The following is a 21,076-nucleotide window of genomic DNA, read 5'->3' as shown; positions in this document are numbered from 1 at the left end:
ATCCGCGGATCGGGCCTCGTTTCGAGCTGACTCGAAACGATGTCCGGTCCGCTGTCAGCGTGTGAAGGTGAGCTGGGCCCGACGCGGTTGCCTCGGCTCGCCTGTTTCCGTGAGGTCTTCACAGTGAGGTGATCGCAAGATGCGATGGGGAGCACTGACGGCGGGACTCGCCGCTGCTGGGTTGTTGTTGCCGTCGGCAGTGATTCCGGCCGATGAGGCCGTAGCGGCGCAGGACGGGCCGCTGACCCAGGACGTTGCACCGAAGGCGGAGGACCTGTCGCCGTCCGGCAAGGCGGCGAAAGCGGCTCGGGAGACCGGGCGCCGGGTCGAGGTACCGCAGTTGCGGTCCGAGACCGGGGAGCTGTACATGAACCCGGACGGGACCAAGACGATGGTCCAGCACGCGTTGCCGGTGCGGGTGCGGCAGGCGGACAAGTGGGTCGCCCCGGATGCGACGCTGGTCAAGGGCGCCGACGGGAGCATCCGGCCGAAGGCGGCGATGACGCCGATCGTGTTGTCGGGTGGGGGCTCGAAACACCTGCTGACGATCGGGAAGCGCGGCCGGCAGATCAAGCTCGGCTGGCCGGGCGTCTTGCCGGAACCGCGGCTGGCGGGCGACACCGCGACGTACGCCGAGGTGCTGCCCGGCGTGGATCTGCGGATCGTTGCCGGGGTCGCCGACTTCCAGCACCTGCTGGTGGTGAAGAACCGCGCGGCGGCCGCGAACCCGGCCTTGAAGACTCTGCGTTACCCGATGAGCTCGGACGGCCTCAAGCTGTCGGTCCGCAAGGACGGTACGACGATCGGCCGGGGCCCGAAGGGTGAGACCGTGTACACCGCTCCCCCGCCGACCATGTGGGACGCCACCGGGAAGCGGGTCGCCGTCGGGATCAAGCTGGCCGGGTCGGCGATCGTGCTGACGCCGGACCAGAAGCTGCTCGCCGACCCGAAGACCAGGTTTCCGGTGCTGATCGACCCGGACCTCAACGGCAAGCCGGTCAACTGGCTGCACGTCAGCACGCTGATGTCGGGCAGTGACCAGGGCTGGACCTACGACCGCGACGACGAAGGCGCCAAGATGGGCCGGATCTACGGCTATCCCACTGAACAGAAGTACCGGTCGATGTTCCTGCTGAACACGACCGACCAAGGCAAGACGATCGCCGGCAGCCAGATCATCAGCGCGACGTTCGGCATCACCATCAACAAGTCGCCGGACGGGACCAAGCGACCGGTGCACCTGTGGTGGCTGAACGATCTGCACACCACCGATGTCGTGAACTGGGGCAATCAGGAGGGCTACTGGCGCGAGCATGTCGCCAGCGGCGAGGGTGAGGCCTATCCCTGGTCCGAGGACAACCTGATCGAGATGGGCGGCGAACGGACCCGGCAGATCCTCCAGGAGGTCGCGGACGCCCGCCGGCCAACCGTCTCCTTCGGCCTGCGAGCCGCGGATGAGCGGGACCAGAACCAGTGGAAGAAGTTCCACCCCTGGAGCGCGTACATCTCGGTCACCTACAACACCGCGCCGCGGATGCCGAAGGACTTCAACTTCGTCCGTCCCCGGCCCTGCGGCACCCAGGCGAACCCGACGGCGATCTCGAGCATCCCGCCGCAGTTCGCCGCGATCGCGAACGACCCCGACGCCGGCGACAACGTGACCACCAAGCTGCAGATCTTCGACGCGGCCGGCACCGAGGCGTACTCCTCCGACGTCGGCCCGACGGTCAGCGGCGCCGCGTTCTCGTGGCCGGAGATCCCGGCCGGCAAGCTCGCGGCCAACACGCCGTACAAGTACGTCGCGACCACCCGGGACGGACGTGCCAGTGGGCCGACGACGCCGGACTGCTGGCTGATCATCGACACGGTCCGCCCGGCCTCGGCGGTCATCCAGTCCACCGACTTCCCGAACGGTGAGCTCGGTCTTCCGACGCGCACCGCCGGCAAGGTCACGTTCAAGCGCGGCAACGCCGCCGACACCGATGTGGCGGAGTTCCTGTTCGGCTACGCGCAGGACAAGATGACGATGCGCGTGAAGGCCGGCAGCGACGGCACCGCCACGATTCCGGCCACGCTCTTCAAGGATCCGATCACCCAGACGGCCAAGGCGACCTTGTTCGTCAAGGCCGTCGACCGGGCCAACAACCTCAGCGAGCGCTTCACGCAGTACAGCCTGCGGGCCCGCACCGATGCCGAGCCGCCGGAGAGCCATGTCCGCAACGACGTCAACGGTGACGGCCGCGCCGACATCACCTCGGTGGTCGACCAGGGCTTCGGCCGCACCTCGGTCTGGAACTTCGTCTCGAAGGCCGACGACACCTTCCACTCCGGCTACATCGGCTGGGACGCCCGCGAGGGCAGTGGTTTCAACCTCTACCGCACCCGGCCGGTGCAGGGCGATCTGGACGGCAACGGGAAGACCGACCTCGCGCTGTTCCGCGAGGGCGCCGGGCGGCAGATCTACCTGTACAAGCTGACCTCCGACGGTAACCGGTACGACGCACCGCCGGCCCTGTGGAACAGCGGGCCGAACGGCTGGCCGCTGAGCACGGCCCGGATGATCGGCGGTGACGTCGACGCCGACGGCAAGGACGACATCGTCGTCCAGAACGCCGGCAGCGACAACTGGAGCGCGCTCGTGTTCCGGGGCGCCGACAACTTCGCGACCCCGACGACCTGGGCCACCTCCGTGGCCGGCAACCCCTGGTCGGCCAGCGCCCCGCTGCTGGCGGACATCGACGGTGACAACAAGCTGGACCTGGTCAGCGTGCGGAATCTGAACGGGTGCCGCACGACGGTCGACATGTACAAGTCGACCGGCACCAGCTTCGCCGCTGCCCAGACCATCTACGACTCCGGCGCCGGCAACCTCTGCTGGGAGAAGGGCCGCCCGGCGGTCGCCGACACCAACGGGGACGGCAAGGACGACCTTGTCCTGCTCTACGAGTACGGGAAGGTCGGCACGCAGACCGATACCGGTCTGACGGTACTGCGTTCGAGCGGAACCGCCCTCACCGCGAGCAGCTGGTGGCGCAAGACCGTCGACCTCGACCTTGCGAAGGCGACCTTGACCACCGGCGACTACAACAAGGACCAGCTGGACGACGTCGCCATCATGTACTCCGGTGGTACGGCCCCGGTCGACCGGCAGGTGTTCAGCTTCCGGTCCAGCGGTACGGCGTTCGCCGACCAGGTGATGGGATGGCAGGGCGAGGTCGGCGCGGTGGCCGGACCGAAGTTCGACATCGAGCGCCGTACCTATGAACTGGTGAACCGCAACAGCGGTAAGTGCCTGAACGTGTCGGGCGCAAGCGTCGAGAACGAGGCCAAGTACGTCCAGTACAAGTGCCTGCCGGTCGATCTCAACGCCCGGTTCCAGATCGCGCAGATCGCCGGCACCGATCAGTACGCACTGAAGCCGATGCACACCGCGGTGGGCGAGGGCCCGCTGAAATGTGCGGACCTCGGCGGCTGGAGCATGGAGGACGGCGGCGAGCTGATCCAGTGGCCGTGTGGCAACGGGAACGGCGAAGCGACCGCGAACCAGCAATTCAAGCTCACCTACGTCGACGGCGCCAGCTACGACACAGTGATCCAGCTGAAGGTTGCGCACAGCGGCAAGTGCCTGTCGATCATCGACGCTTCACCGGCCGACCTCGCGCCGGTGAAGCAGGAGACCTGCGGCCAGGGATCGAACCAGCAGTGGATCCTGCGCCCGTCGTACAACGCCACCCCGCTGGGCGAGAATCTCACCGCCAAGTACCGGACCTCGGCGGCCACCAATGCCGCGGGGGTGCTCGACGTCGAGAACTGCCAGACCGAGGACGGTGCCAACGTCCGGATCTGGGACGACGTCGCAGGGAGCGCGTGCGAGTCGTGGAAGCTCGAGAGTCTCGGTGACGACCTGTACAAGATCGTCGACGGGAACACGGCGAAGGTGCTCGACCTCGAGGGCTGCTCGAAGCTGCCGGCCGCCAACGTGACGCTCTGGACGAGCAACGAGTCGGAGTGTCAGTTGTGGCGGATCGAGCCGACTCCGGGCGGTACCTACAGCGTCATCCAGGCCGGCACCGGGCTGTCGATGGATGTTGCCGGATGCAACCGTACGACGCACGCCGAGGTCATCACGTGGTTCTACCACGGCGGGCCGTGCCAGCGCTGGACCTTCCAGAAGCGCTAGTCGAAAGTTTGGGTTAGTCGCTGTGGCGGGTGCGGTAGTTGCCGACCTTGTGGCGATTACCGCACCGCTGCATCGAGCACCAGCGGCGGTTGCCGGGACGTGAGGTGTCATAGAACATCAGGGCACAGTTGCTGCCCTGGCACATCCGTAGGCGGGAGACGCGGTCACTCCCGATGATCTCGATCAGGTCCTGGGCGGCTGCGCCCAGGACCTGTCGCGTTGTGATGGGGGTCTGCCAGCGGATGGCGCCATGCTCGTCCAGCTCGGGGCGCGGCGTGTCCCCTACCGTGGCGTTGAGGTAGTCGCGGTCCGCCGCTGTCAGACCTCGGGCGGTGATTCCGGGGACTTGCTTCGCGTCGGGGATCAGACCCGGTACGACGTGCCACAGCATCGTGCGGAATTCCTTCAGGCGGGTGAGATCTGCTTTGGTGATCCGCACGTCTTCCGCCGTGAAGGGCAGGTCGGCAGTCAGGTACGACTCGGCCAGCCAGGCCGCGGCGTCCTCGGGTGTGTGCAGTTGCTCGTAGCGGTCCCACGGTGCTGGGCCGCCGCTGAGGATCAGCTCGATGGCGAAACTGCCCGGGTCGAAGGTGTGGCTGACACCGTCCGAGCCGGTCAGACGTCTTGCCCCTGGCTTCATGTAACCACTATAGTCGGTGTCGCACACCGGTATAACCAGTTACAGCTTTGAGGAGACGTCATGACCGTCACCGAAACCCTGCTCGAGCTCGAAGACCAGCTGTGGCGCGCGAACCGCGAAGGCGACGGATCCTTCTACGCGCACTGGCTCCGCGACGACGCGCTCGCGGTCAGCAAGTACGGCATCATCGACAAGGCCGCCGCCGTACCGGGGATCCAGGCGAACCACAATCCGTACCTGAAGACCCCGCGCACCGACGAGAAGGTGATCGTCGTCGACGACACCACGGCGATCGTCACCTACCGCGTCGAGGTGACCGTGCTGGTCGACGGCGCCGAAATGGTGTTCCCGTCGTACGCGAGCAGTGTGTGGAACAACGGATCCGGCGAGTGGCGGGTCGTGTTCCACCAGCAGACGGCTCTTTAGACCCTCGCGAGTAGGGCGTCGTCGAGTTCCTTGAGGAGTTTGGCCTTGGGGCGGGCGCCGACGACTGCCCAGATCGGCCGGCCGTGGTGGAAGAGCATCATGGTCGGCAATGCCATTACGCGGTAGTTCGCGGAGATCACCGGGTTCTCGTCGGCGTTGATCTTCACCACCGTCAGCTGATCGTTGCGCTCGGCACCGACCTGCGTGAGGATCGGCAGCAACTGGTGGCAGGGTCCGCACCACTGCGCCCAGAATTCCACCAGTACTGGCTTGTCCGCCCGCAGTACCAGCTCGTCGAAGGTGGTCTCGTCGACCTCTTGCAGATCACTCATCGTTGGTTCGTCCTCCAGCTCTCGGCATCGGTCAGGAGACCGGTCAGCTTGCCTCGCAACTCGGTGAGCTCGGCAATCCGCCGATCCACCTCGGCGATCCGGATCCGGTACGCCGTCAGCGACGCCGGGCACACGTCGGCCCGGTCGTTGCCGGCGCGCAGGCACTCGATGAACGGGTACGTCTGCTCCGCAGTCAGCCCAAGACTCAGCAACGCCTTCACCTCGCGCACGATCACCACGTCCTCGGCGTCGTACGCGCGGTACCCGTTGGACTCCCGGCGCGGCTTCAGCAGTCCCTGTGACTCGTAGTACCGCACCGCCTTCACCGTCACGCCGGCCGCTGCCGCCAGATCCCCGATCCGCATCCCGCCTCCTCGTGCTCCCACGCTAAACCTTGCCCCCAGGGTCAAGGTCAAGTCTGCCGTACCCGGAGCACCGTCACTGTCTTCGACCTGCGTCGAACGGGTTGCCGGTTGCGATGTGAATCGTTGGAATGGCAGCGCCCACTCATCTCGCCGAGAGGACGCACGCATGCGCCTCCCCCGCCCGAGCTCGAAGCGCGCCCGGCACACGACCCGGATCGCGCTCTCGACGACCACTGCCCTCGCGCTGCTCGCGACCGTCTGGGGGCCTGCTGCCCAAGCGGCCCCGGTACGCGACGACCCGGCGTGGAAGCCCACCAAGCAGAAGCCCGTCCCCACCAAGCCGTTCACACCGATCCCGAAGCCGGCAGACCCAGCCGAAGCCGCGGCTGCGAAGGCGCGCCCGGCGAAGGTGAGTTGGCCGACCGACGGTGCGGCCGACCTGGCTCTTCCGGCACCGAAGTCCGGCACGCAGGCCCAGCTGGCCGGCAGCCTGGCCGCCGGTCCCAAGGTACGGGCCGGCACGCTGCCGATCTGGGTCGGTACGCCGGCCGCCCAGTCGGCGGCCGCGGCCACCGCGGTCGCCGCGAGTACGCCGAGCAAGGTACACGTCGGCCTCAGCCGCCGCGGCACCGACAGCCTGGACCTGAAGGTGAACCGCGCCGACGGTATCGCCAAGAGCGGCAAGGTCTCCCTGCAGCTGCGCTACGAGGACTTCCGGGACGCCTTCGGTGGCGACTGGGCCCAGCGGCTGCGAGTGATCGACCAGCGAACCGGTCGCCCGATCGCCGTACAGAACAACGGGAACGGCAACCTGACTGCTGACGTCCCGGTCGGCACCAAGGCTTCCACGTTCACCGTCCAGGCCGCCGCCGCCGGCGGCACCGGCAACTTCGGCGCCTCGCAACTCGCCCCGACCGCCACCTGGCAGGTCGGCGGCTCCTCCGGCGACTTCGCCTGGCAGTACCCGATGAACGTCCCACCGAGCAACGGCGGCCCCACCCCCAAGCTGAGCCTGGACTACAGCTCCGGCGGCGTCGACGGCCGCACCTCAGCCACCAACAACCAGCCCTCCTGGGGCGGGCAAGGCTTCGACCTACAGCCCGGCGGATCCATCGAGCAGCGCTTCGCGTCCTGCGCCTCGAAAACCGAGCAGTCCGGCAACAACGGCACCAAGATCACCGGCGACATGTGCTGGGCGGGCGAGAACGCCACGTTCACGCTGAACGGCAAGGGCGGTGAACTGGTCCGGGACGACACCACCAAGACCTGGCACCCGCGCGCCGACGACGGCTCGGTGATCGAGAAGCTCAACGGCGCCGACAACGGCGACGACGGCCGCACCGACGCCGAGAAAGGCGAGTACTGGCGGCTCACCACCAAGGACGGCACCAAGTACTACTTCGGTCTCAACAAGTTGCCCGGCGCAACCACCCAGCGCACCAACTCCGGCTGGACCGTCCCGGTCTACGGCAACCACTCCGGCGAACAGTGCTTCACGGCCGGCAACTTCGCCGCATCGTCGTGCCAGCAGATCTACAAGTGGAACCTCGACTACGTCGTCGACAGGCAAGGCAACACGATGAGCCTGTTCTACGACACCGAGACCAACTACTACGGCAAGAACCAGACCGCCACCGACGTGGCGCCGTACATCCGTGGCGGCAACATCCGCACGATCGAGTACGGCCAGCGCGACGGTGCCACCTTCAGCACCCCTGCGGTCGGCAAGGTCGAGTTCACCACCACCGAACGCTGCCGCGACGGCAGCAGCTGCTCCGCGCCCGACGACTACCCCGACACGCCACTCGACCAGCGCTGCATGGGACCGAACAACACCAAGCCGGACAAGTGCGAGAACAAGCACAACGCCAGCTTCTTCACCACCAAGAAGCTGAGCAAGGTCAGCACCTATGTCTACCGCGGCTCCGGCTTCGACCTGGTCAGCAGCTGGAACCTGCGTCACAGCTTCCCGGAGAACGGTGACAACACCAAGCCGGGTCTGTGGCTGGAAGCCATCACGTACGCCGGTCACGTCGGCAACGCCGGCGGCATCGCGATCCCCGAGGTGAACCTCGACGGCATCCAGCTCGCCAACCGGGTCGACGAGGTCGGCGACAACCTGCCGAAGATGAACTGGTGGCGCGTCAACCGCGTCTCCTACGGCACCGGCGGCGAACTCGCCATCGACTACTACGGAACCGACTGCAAGCCGGGTGACGTACCACCGGCCGACACCAACGGCCGTCGCTGCCACCCGATGAAGTGGACGCCTCCGGGCTCGACCACCGAGCGCCAGGACTGGTTCCACAAGTACGTCGTCAAGTCCGTGATCGAAACGGATCGCATCTCGGGCAACGAGCCGACCGTCACCACCGTGGAGTACCCGGGCGCACCCGCGTGGCGGCACGACGACGAGGACGGCCTGGTCGAGATCGGCCAGAAGACCTGGTCCCAGTGGCGCGGCTACGACCGCACCATCGTCCGCAAAGGCAACACCGGCGGCCCCCAAACCGTCACCGAGAACCGCTTCTTCCGCGGCATGGACGGCGACAAACTCGCCGCCGGCGGCGTGAAAGACGTCAAGGTCGAAGACTCCACCGGCGCCAAGGTCGAGGACCAAGCGCCGCTGTCGGGTCAGCCGCTCGAGACGCGCACCTTCAACGGCACCCAAGAGGTCCAGCGCACCATCAACGACCAGTGGGTCTCCGGCGCAACCTCGACCCGGGTCCGCTCGTGGGCCACGGTCAGCGCCTTCCAGGTCGAGCAGGGTGGTAACCGGCAGACCGAGCAGCTGGCCGGTGGCGGTGAGCGCAAGAGTCAGGCGTTCAACACTTACGACGCTGACGGCGTACTGAAGAGCAAGACAGATCTCAACGACCTGAGTACGACCGCCGACGACAGTTGCACGAGTTTCGAGTACACCTCGAACCCGGGCGCGGGGATCAGCGAAGTTCCCAAGCGGGAGCTCACCGTCGCAGTTGCCTGTGGCAAGCCGTACACCAAAGAGCAGGTGATCGAGGACAACCGGACCTACTACGACGACGCGTCGTCACTGGACGCTGCACCGACCAAGGCCAACGTGACGAAGTCCGAGCGGCTCTCGGGTTTCGCGGCCGACGGCACTCCGCAGTACCAGGTCGCCGGTCTGACGAAGTACGACGCCCTCGGTCGCGCGACCGAGATGACGAACCCGAAGGGTGAGACCAGCAAGGTCACCTACACCCCGGCCGGTCCGGGCCCGGTGACGAGTGTCGAGTCGACCAAGCCCAATGGCCAGACAACCGTCGTCGAACTCGAGCCGGCCTGGGGCCAGCAAGTGGCTACCACGGACGAGGCCGGGAAGCGGACCGAGGCGATCTACGACCCGCTCGGCCGCACCACCAAGGTCTGGTACCCCGGCCGCACCGGCGCCGTGACGGCGAAGGCCGCCAAGGCCGGCAGCAACGTCGCCGGACTGTCCGCGGCTGCGGACAACGCCGCCGTACCGGACGTCTCCTACAGCTACGGCATCTTCGACAACTCACCGCTGACAGTGACCACCACCACGCTGCAGACCGACGGCAGCACCGACGCGGAGGTCCAGATCTACGACGGTCTGATGCGTCCGCGCCAGAGCAAGGAGTCGCTGCGCACCGGCGGGACCGTCGTCAGCGACGTCAAGTACGACAGCCGCGGCCTGGAGGTCAAGGAGAACGGGCCGTACTACCAGGACACCCCGGTGACGGAGAAGCTGGTCACCCCGGTCGAGGAGGAGCTACCCACTCAGAAGCTCACTCTGTACGACTTGGCCGGACGACCGACCACCGAGCAGGTCAAATCTTTCAACCGGGTGCTCTGGGAGACCAAGCACACCTACTCCGGCGACAGCGAGACCGTCGACCCGCCCAGCGGCGAGACCCCGATCACCCGGATCACCGACGTCCAGGGCCGCCTGCTCGAAATGCGCCAGTACACGGGCGACTCGGCGACGGGCGCCTACGACAAGACGACGTACGGGTACAACCAGCGTGGCCAGCTGGCCGAGGTCACCGACCCGGCCGGGAACAAGTGGGGCTACGAGTACGACGTCCGCGGCCGCAAGATCAAGGAGGTCGACCCGGACAAGGGCACCACCACGTACGCCTACGACGACGTCGACAAGGTCAGCACCCAGACCGACAGTCGCGGGCAGACGCTCGCCTTCGAGTACGACGTGCTCGGCCGGACGACCGCCGTCCGCGAGGGCTCGGCCACCGGGCCGAAGCGGGCCGAGTTCGTGTTCGACACGCTGCTCGCCGGGATGCCGACGTCGTCCACTCGCTACGACAAGGACGGCAACGCCTACACCAACCGGATCACCGGCTACGACGCCCGCGGGCGGGCCACCGGCAACGAGTACGTGATCCCGGCGAACGAGGGCAAGCTGGCCGGCACGTACAAGTTCAGCAGCACCTATCGCGACGACGGCCAGCTCGACACCGAAACCCTGCCGGGTGTCGGTGGACTGCCGGGCGAGACACTCACCTACGGCTACAACGGCAAGGACCAGCCGACCACGCTGGCGTCCGGGAGCACGTCGTACGTGCGTGGAACGACGTACACCGCCTTCGGTGAGGCCGAGTCGATCACGATGGGCTCGACCAACGGCAAGTGGACGTCGATCGGTTACAGCTACGAGGAAGGCACCCGCCGGCTCTCGAAGGTGACCACCGAGCGGGAGATGTCGCCGAGCCTGGTCTCCGAGGTGGAGTACGGGTACGACGACTCGGGCAACATCAAGCAGGTTGTCGACCGGCCGTCTTCGCTGAGCGGAGAGCAGACCGACACCCAGTGCTTCAGCTACGACTACTTGCGCCGGATGACCGGTGCTTGGACTCCGAAGCCGGGCGAGGACAACGCACCGGGCGACTGCAGCACGGCTCCGAGCGCCGCCGCACTTGGCGGGCCCGCGCCGTACTGGCACAGCTGGACCTTCGACAAGGTCGGCAACCGCAAGACCGAGACCAAGACCTCGGCCGCGGGTTCGACGACCGCGACGTACAACTACCCCGCTGCCGGCCAGGCCAGGCCGCACGCGGTGCAGAGCGTCGTCACCACCGGAACCGGCATGCCGGCCGGGGGCCGCACCGACACCTATACCTACAACGAGGCCGGTGACCGGACGGCGCGGTCCGTCGGCGGGGTCGGCGAGACGTACACCTGGAACTTCGAGGACGACCTGGAGAAGGTCACCAAGAACGGCCAGGACACGTCTTTCCTGTACGACGCCAACGGTGAACGGCTGATCCGGCGCGACAACACCGGTACGACGCTCTACCTCGGCGACACCGAACTCCTGCTCAAGCCCGGCGCGACCGAGGCCGAAGGAACGCGGCACTACGAGTTCGGCGGCAAGACCGTGGCGGTGCGGACCAAGGGCCAGCTGTACTGGCTCGGCGCCGACCACCACGGAACGTCGACCACGGCGATCGCCGACAACGCGACCCAGACCGTCCAGCGCCGGCGCGAAGACCCGTACGGCAACCAGCGCGGCACCGCACCGGCGAGCTGGCCCGGCCAGCGTGGCTTCGTCGGCGGCACCAACGACCCGACGACCGGACTCGTGCATCTCGGTGCCCGGGAGTACGACCCGACCATCGGCAAGTTCATCTCCGTCGACCCGCAACTCGACAACACCGATCCGCAGTCGCTGAACGCCTACGTGTACGGGAACAACAACCCGATCACGTTCAGCGACCCCGACGGGATGTCCTGGTTCAGCAGCATCGTCGAGAGCATCAAGACCGTCGCGACCACCGTGACGAACCGGGTGGTGGAGACCGTCAAGGAGACGGTCAACGTCGCCTCGACGGTGGTCAACTGGGTCAAGGACACCGCGACCCAGACCTTCGAAGCGATCAAGTACGTCGTCACGCACCCGGTCGAAGTCATCAAGAAGATCGAGAAGACCGTCAAGACCGTGGTGAAGACCGCGATCAAGGTGGCGGTCAAGGTCGCCAAGAAGGTCAACGAGATCCGCAAGGACCCGATCGGGTCGATCAAGAAGGCCGCCAAGGCGGTGGTCAAAACAGCGGTCGCGGTGGCCCACGGGGTCAAGGCCGCGGCGGTGAAGGCGGCCAAGTGGGTCTACGAGAACCGCAAGATGATCCTCCAGGTCGTCGCCGAGATCGCCATCACGGTCGCCCTGACGGCCGTCACCGGTGGTATCGCCGGAGCCGCGATGCTGGCGGTTCGCGGGGTGATGATGGCCGGCCGGGTCGCGTCGGCGGCGAAACGGCTCAGCACGGTCGTGAAGGGTGTCGGGCAAGCCATCCAGAAGGCCAACGCGAACCGGAAGCTCGAGCGGATCTTCGACAAACCCAGCCGGATCCTCGACAAGGATCCCGCGAAGATCAAGTCGGTCGTGGAGAAGTCCGGCAACTTCCGCACCGGAACGCTCGGCCGGGGCAGCGCCCGCGGACGCGGCTTCAAGGCCCAGGAGGTCAACGACGCCGGCAACCTGACCGGACGTAACCTCCAGTGGCATCCCGGCGGAGGGCATCATGGACCCAACCCGTACTGGAAGGTCTCCAGCGGCAAGGGCACCGAGCGCATCGGCCACGATCTCACGAACATCTAAGGACGCACGATGACCGACAACTCGCGACAACTGATCGCCTTGCTGCGAGCGGTGGCCCGGCTGGCGCTGCCCGCAGCAGATCAGGAGGCCTATCTCGCGGGGATCGGAGTAGGTGACCTCGCCGACGAGCTCGCGCTCGAGGTCGAGGACGCACCACAACTGGGAGTTCAGCTCGGCCTCACGCAGGCCGAGCTGGACCTCCTGACCGCGATCGACCAGCTCCTCGATCAGATGTCCGGACCCGGCAACGAAAAGCTGTGGCGCGGACCGGCCCTGCACACCGACGAACGCTGGGCACAGGTTCGTCAGCTAGCTCGCCAGTTCCTCTTCCTGCAAGGACAATGACCTCGCACCGCGACCCGGCCCCCCACTCGGAGGCCGGGTCGCGCCACGCCCACAATCACCACGTCCTCGGCACCTTCCGCGCCGCCGACCTTCCACCCGGCGGCCATGTGCTCGAGCGCGTCGCCGTTCGTGGCGTGTTGTTCGACGGGCCTCGGTTGTTGCTCCTCGCATCGCGGCACGGCGACTTCAAGTTCCCCGGCGGTGGGGTCGAAGCGGGCGAGTCACTCAGCGAGGCGCTGGTCCGCGAGTTCGGTGAGGAGTGCGGGTACGCCGGGGTCGTGGTTGGCGCCGAGTTGGGGACGACCCGGGAAGAGGTGCCGGCGGAGGAGGCGGCGTACGACGTGTTCGGTATGACCTCGCACTACTTCGCGTGCTCCGGCGGAGAGACGGTGGGCGCGCAGCAACTGGAAGAGTACGAGGCGGAACTGGAGCTCGTGCCGCGTTGGGTGTCGGTGACCGATGCGTTGGCCGCCAACCGCGCAGTGCTGGCGAGTGGTGTCGGCGTGATGCGCTGGCTGGTGCGGGAGACCGCCGTACTCAGCTGGCTTGCCGGACGAACTCGGTGACCCACTCCCCCAGGGCCTTCGCGCTGGTGTCGACGAGGGTCGGCCAGTCGAGGGCGGCGTCGTCGGCGGCGTCCGAGACGTGCTTGACAACCTTCACCGGTACGCCGAACTCGCGGCAGGCGTAGACGACGCCGTACGCCTCCATGTCGACCAGATGCGCCTGCTCCGCGAGCCTCGCCCGTACGGCGGGGTCGGCCACGAACACGTCGCCCGAGGCGAGCACCGTCCCGTCGCCGCCCTCGACGGGCAACTCGTCTTGCGGGTCCAACCCGATCGCGCGGATCGCATCGACATTCAGGTCGTGGTTAATGACCGTGCTCGGCAGGTAGATCCCCGACAGCCCGTCGCGCAGCGCGCCCGTCGTACCGACGTTCAGCACCACCAGGTCCGAAGTATCGCGCGAGGCCAGCATCCGAGCCGTCGCCACCGCGGCCGGCGTCTTCCCGGCGCCGGTGATCAGCACCGGCAACCCCTCAGGCACATACCGCGCCTCACCCCGAACAGCACTCACCACGACATAGTCAGTCACGCCGACAGGCTATCCACTGCGCGCCGCACGCGCCTTTCCACGAGCCGATTGAGATCTCTGCCACCGCCGTACCTCCAGCCGTGCTCCGGCGGCCCGAACTCCCAGTCGACCTCATCAAGCAAATCGATGAGCCGCTTGGCCCGCTCGACGTCCCAGGGCCCGCCGTCGCCCGTCGGCAGGTCATCCGGGGTATTCGCCAGCACGTCCATGGGCTGGTCCTATCCGACCGTGACGGTTGGTTCGCCGGACTCAGTCGTCTCGCCCATTTCTTCGGCGATGCGGAGGGCTTCTTCGATCAGGGTCTCGACGATCTTGGACTCGGGGACGGTCTTGATGACCTCGCCCTTGACGAAGATCTGGCCCTTGCCGTTGCCGGAGGCGACGCCGAGGTCGGCTTCGCGGGCTTCGCCGGGGCCGTTGACGACGCAGCCCATGACGGCGACGCGGAGCGGGACCTCCATACCTTCGAGGCCGGCGGTGACCTGCTCGGCCAGGGTGTAGACGTCGACCTGGGCGCGGCCGCAGGAGGGGCAGGAGACGATCTCGAGTTTGCGCTCGCGCAGGTTCAGTGACTGCAGGATCTGCAGGCCGACCTTGACCTCCTCGACCGGCGGGGCCGAGAGCGAGACGCGGATGGTGTCGCCGATGCCCTTGGAGAGCAGGGCGCCGAAGGCGGTGGCGGACTTGATGGTGCCCTGGAAGGCGGGGCCGGCCTCGGTGACGCCGAGGTGCAGGGGCCAGTCGCCGCGCTCGGAGAGCAGCTCGTAGGCGCGGACCATGATGACCGGGTCGTTGTGCTTGACGGAGATCTTGAAGTCGTGGAAGCCGTGCTCCTCGAACAGCGACGCCTCCCAGACCGCGGACTCGACCAGCGCCTCGGGGGTGGCCTTGCCGTACTTCTTCAGCAGCCGCGGGTCCAGCGAACCGGCGTTGACGCCGATCCGGATCGAGGTGCCGTGGTCCTTGGCGGCGGCCGCGATCTCCTTGACCTGGTCGTCGAACTTGCGGATGTTGCCCGGGTTCACCCGGACCGCCGCACAGCCGGCCTCGATCGCGGCGAACACGTACTTCGGCTGGAAGTGGATGTCGGCGATGACCGGGATCTGCGAGTGCTGGGCGATCTCCGGCAGTGCGTCGGCGTCGTCCTGTGACGGGCAGGCGACCCGGACGATGTCACAGCCGGCCGCGGTCAGCTCCGCGATCTGCTGCAGGGTGGTGTTGACGTCGGAGGTCAGCGTCGTGGTCATCGACTGCACCGAGACCGGCGCGTCGCCGCCGACCAGCACCTTGCCCACCTTGATCTGGCGGGTCTTACGGCGCGGGGCCAGGACGGGCGGCGGCAGCGCGGGCATGCCCAGGGAGATGCTCATGATTCCTTACTCGGTTGAGGGTCAGCCGTTGAACAGACGGATCGGGTTCACGATGTCGGCGATGACGAGCAGCACACCCATCACCGTGATCACGCTCGCCATCACGTACGCGATCGGGAGCAGTTTGGCGACGTCGACGTACCCGGGGTCGGGGCGGCCGAACAGCCTCGCGAAGCCGCGCCGGATGCCTTCCCAGATCGCGCCGATCATGTGGCCGCCGTCGAGCGGCAGCAGCGGGATGAAGTTGAACAGGGCCAGGAAGAGGTTCAGCGAGGCCAGCAGCGAGATCAGGAAGGCGATCCGCTCACCACCGGTCAGGGACTGGTTCGACGCGATCTCGCCGGCCACCCGGCTGGCGCCGACGACGCTCATCGGGCTGTTCTCGTCGCGCTCACCGCCGACGATCGACTTCGCGACACCGACCAGCTTCTGCGGGAAGTTGCCGATCGCCTTCACCGTGGCGACGGTCAGCTCACCCATCTTGTCGACCACGAACGCCGGGCCCTGCCGCTCCAGCTTCATCTCCGGGGAGACGCCGAGGAAGCCGACCGAGACGAACTTGGCCGACCCGGCCTCCTTCGGGACCTGGTTCACGATCGTGTTGGTGCGCAGGGTCTGCTGCGCACCGTTGCGCTCGACAACGATCGTCGCGGGCTTGTCGGTGTTCGCGCGGATCAGCGGGGTGAGCTGGTCCCAGGTGGAGATCTGGGTGCCGTTGAACGACACGATCCGGTCCCCGACCTGGAAGCCCGCGGTCTTGGCCGGCGACACCGTGTCGGCGTCGGTGCACTTGCGGTCAACGCTGGCCTGGCTCGCCGGGATCACGCAGTCGGTGACCGTGGACACGGTCGTCTGCGCGACATTGGCGCCGTACAGCATGAAGAGACCGCCGAACAGGACGAACGCGATCGCGACGTTGACCAGCGGGCCGGACGCCATCACGATCAGCTTCTGCCACCACGGCTTCTGGTAGAAGAGCCGGCCGTTGTCGGCCGGGTCGATCGTCTCGTACTCCGCGTTGCGCGCGTTCTCGGCGATCGACTGGATCGGGCCGGTGCTTGCCTTCCGCACCTTGCCCGGGTCCTGCCCCTTGGCCGGCGGCAGCATGCCGATGATCCGGACGAAACCACCGGCCGGGATCGCCTTGAAGCCGTACTCGGTCTCACCGCGCTTGGTCGACCAGACCGTCCGGCCGAAGCCGACGAAGAACTGGGTGACCTTCATCCCGAACGCCTTGGCCGGGAGCATGTGGCCCATCTCGTGCAGAGCCACCGAGACGATGATCCCGAGGGCGAACACCACGATGCCGAGGATCGTGAGCAGTGCGGTCATGCGTTCGTGGTCTCCTGGCTCTCGTTTCCGAGTACGGCGGTGATCTCGCGAGCCCGCGTCCGCGCCCAGGCATCAGCGGCCAGGACGTCGTCGACGGACAGCTCCTCGTACGAGGGTACGTCGTGATCGGTCAGCACCCGGGCCACTGTGTCGACGATCGCCAGGAACGGCAGCCGACCGTCCCGGAACGCCTGCACGCAGACCTCGTTCGCCGCGTTGAACACGGCGGGAGCGGTACCGCCGCGGGTCCCGGCCTCGCGGGCCAGGCCGACGGCCGGGAAGGCCTCGTCGTCCAGCGGGAGGAACTGCCAGCTGCTCGCCGTGGACCAGTCCCACGGCGGCGACGCGTCCGCTATCCGGTCGGGCCACCCTAGACCGAGCGCGATCGGCAGCGTCATGGTCGGCGGCGAGACCTGCGCGATCGTCGAGCCGTCGTGGAACTCGACCATCGAGTGCACCGCCTGCTGCGGGTGTACGACGACCTCCACGCGCTCCATCGGGATTCCGAAGAGCAGGTGCGCCTCGATCAGCTCGAGCCCCTTGTTGACCAGCGTCGCGGAGTTGATCGTGACGACCGGCCCCATCGCGAAGTTCGGGTGGGCAAGCGCTTGCTCCACGGTGACCTCGGCGAGCTCACTGCGCTTGCGGCCGAGGAACGGCCCGCCGCTCGCGGTCAGCAGGAGCTTGCGGACCTCGTCAGGCGCGCCACCGCGCAGGCACTGCGCGATCGCGCTGTGCTCGGAGTCGACCGGCACGATCTGGCCGGGCTTCACGCGCCGGGTGACCACCGGACCGCCGATGACGAGCGACTCCTTGTTCGCCAGGGCGAGCGTGTTGCCCGCGTCGAGCGCGGCGAGCGTCGGGTGCAGACCGACTGAACCGGTGATGCCATTCAGTACGACGTCGCACGGGGTCGCGGCCAGTTCGCTCGACGCATCCGGACCGGTGATGATCTTCGGGATCCGGAACTCGCCCTGGGCGTAGCCCTGTCGTTGCGCCTCGGCGTAGAACGCCAGCTGCAGATCCTGCGCCACCGTGGCCTTGGCGACGGCAACCACCTCGACCCCGAATGCCAGTGCCTGCTCGGCCAGCAGCCCGACGTTGTCCCCGCCAGCCGACAGCCCGAGCACCCGGAACCGGTCGCGATTGCGCCCGATGAGCTCAAGAGCTTGGGTGCCGATCGAACCGGTCGAGCCGAGGATGACGACGGTGCGCGGATTCACGTCGCCATTGTCCCAGGTGGCCACCCGAGGTGACGACCCCGGTGTAACTGGTGACCCCGGACTATCGGACCGCGACTCCGGTACGGCGTACCGTTGGTGCATGAGTCTGGAGCAGCCGCCGCCCAGCCAACGGGCCTCTGACAACGACCGGGAGCGGGCAGCCGCCGTACTGCAGGAAGCACACACCGACGGCCGCCTCGACTTCCAGGAGCTGGACGAGCGGCTGACCCAGGTCTACTCCGCCAAGACCCAGCTCGAACTGCGTGACGCGACAGCTGATCTGGTCCCGGTCCGGGACACCGCCAAGCCGGCCGAGGTGATGATCCGCGCCACCCACAGCGCACAGAAGCGCGAGGGCGCCTGGCAGGTCCCGGAGCGCGTGGCCGCCGAGCTGGTGCACTCTTCGGCCCGTCTCGACTTCACCGATGCCACCGTCCACTGGCGTGAGGTGACTGTCACTGCGAACCTCACGCACAGCTCGATCACGATGATCGTGCCGGTCGGCTGGTCCGTCACTCTGGACGACGTCGAGCTCCACGGTGGCTCCGCTTCGAACAAGACGGCTCCGGCCGGACCGAACGGCGTACATCTGATTGTGAAGGGCGCTGCGCGGTACAGCTCGATGACCGTCCGGCACCCGCGCAAACGCCGCTGGTGGTGGCCCTGGTACCGGAAGTGAGATAAACCTCCCTTCACTGTGGTCTGGTTAGGGCTAGCGTTTGGCCATGACCGTTTCGCTGGATCTCGTTGACGTCGACTCGCTGCTGACTTCGGAGGAGGTCGATGTCCGGGCGGCTGCGCGGCGTTATGCGGATGAGCGGTTGCGGCCTTCGCTACCGGAGTGGTTCGAGAGCGCGTCGATCCCGGCGCGGGAGTTGGCCAAGGAGCTCGGCTCGCTCGGGTTCCTGGGGATGCACCTGACCGGGTATGGGTGTGCGGGGCTGGGCCCGGTTGCCTACGGACTGGCCTGTCTGGAGATCGAGGCTGCGGACTCGGGCATGCGGTCGCTCGTGTCGGTGCAGGGGTCGCTGGCGATGTACGCGATCTGGAAGTACGGCAGCGCGGAGCAGAAGGACGAGTGGCTGCCCCGGATGTCTGCGGGTGAGGCGATCGGGTGCTTCGGGCTGACCGAGCCCGACTTCGGTTCGAACCCCGGTGGGATGCGGACGAACGCGCGGCGCGACGGTGACGACTGGGTGCTGAACGGTTCGAAGATGTGGATCACCAACGGGTCAGTGGCTGACGTGGCGGTGGTGTGGGCGCGGACCGACGAGGGTGTACGCGGTTTCGTCGTACCGACTGCCACACCGGGTTTCTCCGCGCCGGAGATCAAGCTGAAGATGTCGCTGCGCGCGTCGGTCACGTCGGAGCTCGTGCTGGAGGACGTGCGGTTGCCGGCTTCCGCCGTACTGCCTGAGGCGCAAGGACTGTCAGGTCCGTTGGGCTGTTTGAACGAGGCACGCTTCGGCATCATCTTCGGTGCGATGGGCGCGGCCCGGGACTGTCTGGAGACGGCGATCGCGTACGCCGGTGAGCGGACTGTGTTCGACAAGCCGCTGGCCGGCTACCAGATCACGCAGTCCAAGATCGCCGACATGGCAGTCGAGCTGAACAAGGGCATCCTGCTCGCCGTCCACCTCGGCCGACTGAAGGAGAAAGGCACCCTGCGGCCCGAGCAGGTCAGTGTCGGCAAGCTGAACAACACCCGCGAGGCCATCGCCATCGCCCGCGAGTGCCGCACCATCCTGGCCGCCAACGGCATCAGCGGCGAGTACCCGATCATGCGGCACGCCAACAACCTGGAGTCCGTCCTCACCTACGAGGGCACCTCCGAGATCCACCAGCTGGTCATCGGCCAGGCCCTGACCGGCCAGAACGCGTTCCGCTGACGTGCTCGCCGAACCGGCGATCGACCGCACGGCGCTGCTTAGTGCGATCAAGACGTCGTACGGCGTCTCGGGCGAGCTGACGTTCATCCCACTCGGCTGGGGCTCGGTCTGCTACCGCCTGGGCGACGACTACTTCGTCAAACTGTGGGTCGACGCCGAGAGCGCGACCAACGCGCACATCCGCTTTCCACTGGTCAAACAGCTGCACGAGTCCGGCTTCCGCGTCCCGTACGCCGTTCCGACCGGTAGTGGTGCGCTCTCGATCACCATCCCCGATGGCATCGTCGCGCTCTTCCCCCTCCTGCCAGGACGGTCGCCCCGCGACTGGTCCGTGCCGATGCTCCACCAGCTCGGCCAGGTGCTGGCGCGGCTGCACGCTGTGGTGCCGACTGTCGCCCTCCCGCGTGAGGAGTTCGCCGTACCGCATGAGATCCAGCGTGAACGGCTCCTGCAGTTGCAGAGCGCAGTACGCCGTTTGCCGCAGCAGATGGTGGTTTGTCACACCGACCTGCACGGCGGGAACCTGCTGGTGGACGACTCCGGCCAGCTGAGCCTGCTCGACTGGGAGGGCGCACGACTGGCTCCCCCGGAGTGCGAACTGGCCCTCCTGCTGCAGGCCGAGCAGCCTGTCGACTCCCGCGCGCTCAAGCATGTGCTGGAGACCTATCCGGCCGATGTGCCGCTACACCTCGACCAGTTCGCATTCTTCCTGCTGCGCCGGTACGTCGCGGACTACTCGGCCAGGGCTTGGCGTTTGGGGCAACCCGGACTGACGGCCGCAGACGAGGCTGAGGCGCGCGAGGGGATGGCCACCTGGGGCTCATTACAGTGGGAGGCGCTGGACCGAACCCTGGACCTCGTGGGAGACGCCCTGCGCATGCGTCAGTGACGCCTTGGGTACAGGGAGTGAAATCCATTACTCCACGTCACGGGGCTCAGGAGTTCCGAGAGGAGTCAGGCATGCGAATCGGAGTAGGAATCACCCTCGTCACCATCGGCGCCATCATTGCGTTCGCTGTCCGCGACACATCGGACAGCCTGAACCTGCAGGCCCTCGGCATCATCATCATGCTGGCCGGCGCCGCCGGTATCTGGCTGTCCTACCGCCTCGCGAACCCCCGCAACCGCGACGAAGCCACCATGCTCAAACCCAACGTCGAAAAGCAGTACAGCGTCGCCCCACACGACAAGGTCGCCGAAACAACCATCGACGTAACCCCCACCCACCTCCGCGAGGATCACAACTGACAGGCCGGTTTAAGGCTGGGTGAAGGAGTGGGG

At 67.2% G+C, this 21,076-nt stretch carries 17 protein-coding genes; 9 read left to right on the top strand and 8 right to left on the bottom strand.

The features are described 5' to 3' along the window. Positions 1 to 139 precede the first annotated feature (139 nt). Positions 140 to 4,180 (top strand): RICIN domain-containing protein, encoded by a 4,041-nt coding sequence (locus tag ABD231_RS38895; protein WP_344164342.1) that lies wholly within the window; start codon positions 140 to 142, stop codon positions 4,178 to 4,180. A gap of 13 nt (positions 4,181 to 4,193) precedes the next feature. Here ABD231_RS38895 and ABD231_RS38890 read toward each other — a convergent pair whose 3' ends face one another. Next, positions 4,194 to 4,820 carry a CGNR zinc finger domain-containing protein gene (locus ABD231_RS38890; protein ID WP_344164339.1) on the bottom strand — a complete coding sequence of 209 codons (627 nt, stop codon included), beginning with the start codon at positions 4,818 to 4,820 and terminating at the stop codon, positions 4,194 to 4,196. Positions 4,821 to 4,880: 60 nt separating this feature from the next. Between ABD231_RS38890 and ABD231_RS38885 the strand changes: the two genes are divergently transcribed. Beyond that, positions 4,881 to 5,246 (top strand): nuclear transport factor 2 family protein, encoded by a 366-nt coding sequence (locus ABD231_RS38885; RefSeq protein WP_344164336.1) that lies wholly within the window; start codon positions 4,881 to 4,883, stop codon positions 5,244 to 5,246. Here ABD231_RS38885 and trxA read toward each other — a convergent pair. Both trxA and ABD231_RS38875 read right to left on the bottom strand, forming a co-directional pair. Beyond that, a complete protein-coding gene (gene trxA, locus ABD231_RS38880; protein ID WP_344164333.1) occupies positions 5,243 to 5,578 on the bottom strand; it encodes a thioredoxin in 336 nt (111 codons plus the stop codon). The genes ABD231_RS38885 and trxA overlap by 4 nt on opposite strands. Further along, positions 5,575 to 5,943: a MerR family transcriptional regulator gene (locus ABD231_RS38875; protein WP_344164330.1), complete on the bottom strand. Its 369-nt coding sequence runs from the start codon at positions 5,941 to 5,943 to the stop codon at positions 5,575 to 5,577. The genes trxA and ABD231_RS38875 overlap by 4 nt, the downstream gene beginning before the upstream one ends. A 166-nt stretch (positions 5,944 to 6,109) precedes the next feature. Here ABD231_RS38875 and ABD231_RS38870 point away from each other — a divergent pair, with 166 nt between their 5' ends. Genes ABD231_RS38870 through ABD231_RS38860 form a run of 3 tightly spaced genes read left to right on the top strand, consistent with a single transcriptional unit; the run spans position 6,110 to position 13,452 of the window. Beyond that, on the top strand, positions 6,110 to 12,541 hold the full coding sequence (locus tag ABD231_RS38870; RefSeq protein ID WP_344164327.1) for an RHS repeat domain-containing protein: 6,432 nt from the start codon (positions 6,110 to 6,112) through the stop codon (positions 12,539 to 12,541). 9 nt (positions 12,542 to 12,550) lie between these two features. Further along, on the top strand, positions 12,551 to 12,886 hold the full coding sequence (locus ABD231_RS38865; RefSeq protein ID WP_344164325.1) for a hypothetical protein: 336 nt from the start codon (positions 12,551 to 12,553) through the stop codon (positions 12,884 to 12,886). Further along, positions 12,883 to 13,452, top strand: coding sequence for an NUDIX domain-containing protein (locus ABD231_RS38860; protein ID WP_344164322.1), 570 nt, complete (start codon positions 12,883 to 12,885; stop codon positions 13,450 to 13,452). The genes ABD231_RS38865 and ABD231_RS38860 overlap by 4 nt, the downstream gene beginning before the upstream one ends. Here the strand turns inward: ABD231_RS38860 and ABD231_RS38855 are convergent. The 5 genes from ABD231_RS38855 to dxr are packed head-to-tail and all read right to left on the bottom strand — an operon-like array spanning position 13,424 to position 17,906. Beyond that, positions 13,424 to 13,981, bottom strand: coding sequence for a nucleosidase (locus ABD231_RS38855; RefSeq protein WP_344164319.1), 558 nt, complete (start codon positions 13,979 to 13,981; stop codon positions 13,424 to 13,426). The two genes, ABD231_RS38860 and ABD231_RS38855, sit on opposite strands and share 29 nt — an antisense overlap. After that, on the bottom strand, positions 13,978 to 14,190 hold the full coding sequence (locus tag ABD231_RS38850) for a hypothetical protein (protein WP_344164316.1): 213 nt from the start codon (positions 14,188 to 14,190) through the stop codon (positions 13,978 to 13,980). The genes ABD231_RS38855 and ABD231_RS38850 overlap by 4 nt, the downstream gene beginning before the upstream one ends. Before the next feature lie 9 nt (positions 14,191 to 14,199). Further along, on the bottom strand, positions 14,200 to 15,351 hold the full coding sequence (gene ispG / locus ABD231_RS38845; protein WP_344164313.1) for a flavodoxin-dependent (E)-4-hydroxy-3-methylbut-2-enyl-diphosphate synthase: 1,152 nt from the start codon (positions 15,349 to 15,351) through the stop codon (positions 14,200 to 14,202). Positions 15,352 to 15,372: 21 nt separating this feature from the next. After that, entirely contained in the window at positions 15,373 to 16,683 is a 1,311-nt protein-coding gene (locus ABD231_RS38840) for a M50 family metallopeptidase (RefSeq protein ID WP_344164310.1), read from the bottom strand. Further along, complete coding sequence (gene dxr / locus ABD231_RS38835) at positions 16,680 to 17,906, bottom strand: 1-deoxy-D-xylulose-5-phosphate reductoisomerase (protein ID WP_344164307.1); 1,227 nt, start codon at positions 17,904 to 17,906, stop codon at positions 16,680 to 16,682. Before dxr ends, ABD231_RS38840 begins: the two co-directional genes overlap by 4 nt. Before the next feature lie 100 nt (positions 17,907 to 18,006). On the opposite strand from dxr, the gene ABD231_RS38830 reads away from it, so the two are divergent. From ABD231_RS38830 to ABD231_RS38815, 4 genes are all read left to right on the top strand, one after another. Next, positions 18,007 to 18,585: a DUF1707 SHOCT-like domain-containing protein gene (locus tag ABD231_RS38830; RefSeq protein WP_344164305.1), complete on the top strand. Its 579-nt coding sequence runs from the start codon at positions 18,007 to 18,009 to the stop codon at positions 18,583 to 18,585. A 46-nt stretch (positions 18,586 to 18,631) separates the two neighbouring features. After that, complete coding sequence (locus ABD231_RS38825; protein WP_344164302.1) at positions 18,632 to 19,795, top strand: acyl-CoA dehydrogenase family protein; 1,164 nt, start codon at positions 18,632 to 18,634, stop codon at positions 19,793 to 19,795. A 1-nt stretch (position 19,796) separates the two neighbouring features. Next, complete coding sequence (locus ABD231_RS38820; protein ID WP_344164299.1) at positions 19,797 to 20,684, top strand: phosphotransferase enzyme family protein; 888 nt, start codon at positions 19,797 to 19,799, stop codon at positions 20,682 to 20,684. 71 nt (positions 20,685 to 20,755) lie between these two features. After that, complete coding sequence (locus ABD231_RS38815) at positions 20,756 to 21,043, top strand: DUF6458 family protein (RefSeq protein WP_344164296.1); 288 nt, start codon at positions 20,756 to 20,758, stop codon at positions 21,041 to 21,043. The last annotated feature ends 33 nt before the right edge of the window (positions 21,044 to 21,076 follow it).

The sequence above is a fragment of the Kribbella yunnanensis genome, from assembly GCF_039529655.1.
Classification (GTDB): domain Bacteria; phylum Actinomycetota; class Actinomycetes; order Propionibacteriales; family Kribbellaceae; genus Kribbella; species Kribbella yunnanensis.
This window is presented reverse-complemented; position numbering and strand designations above follow the sequence as displayed.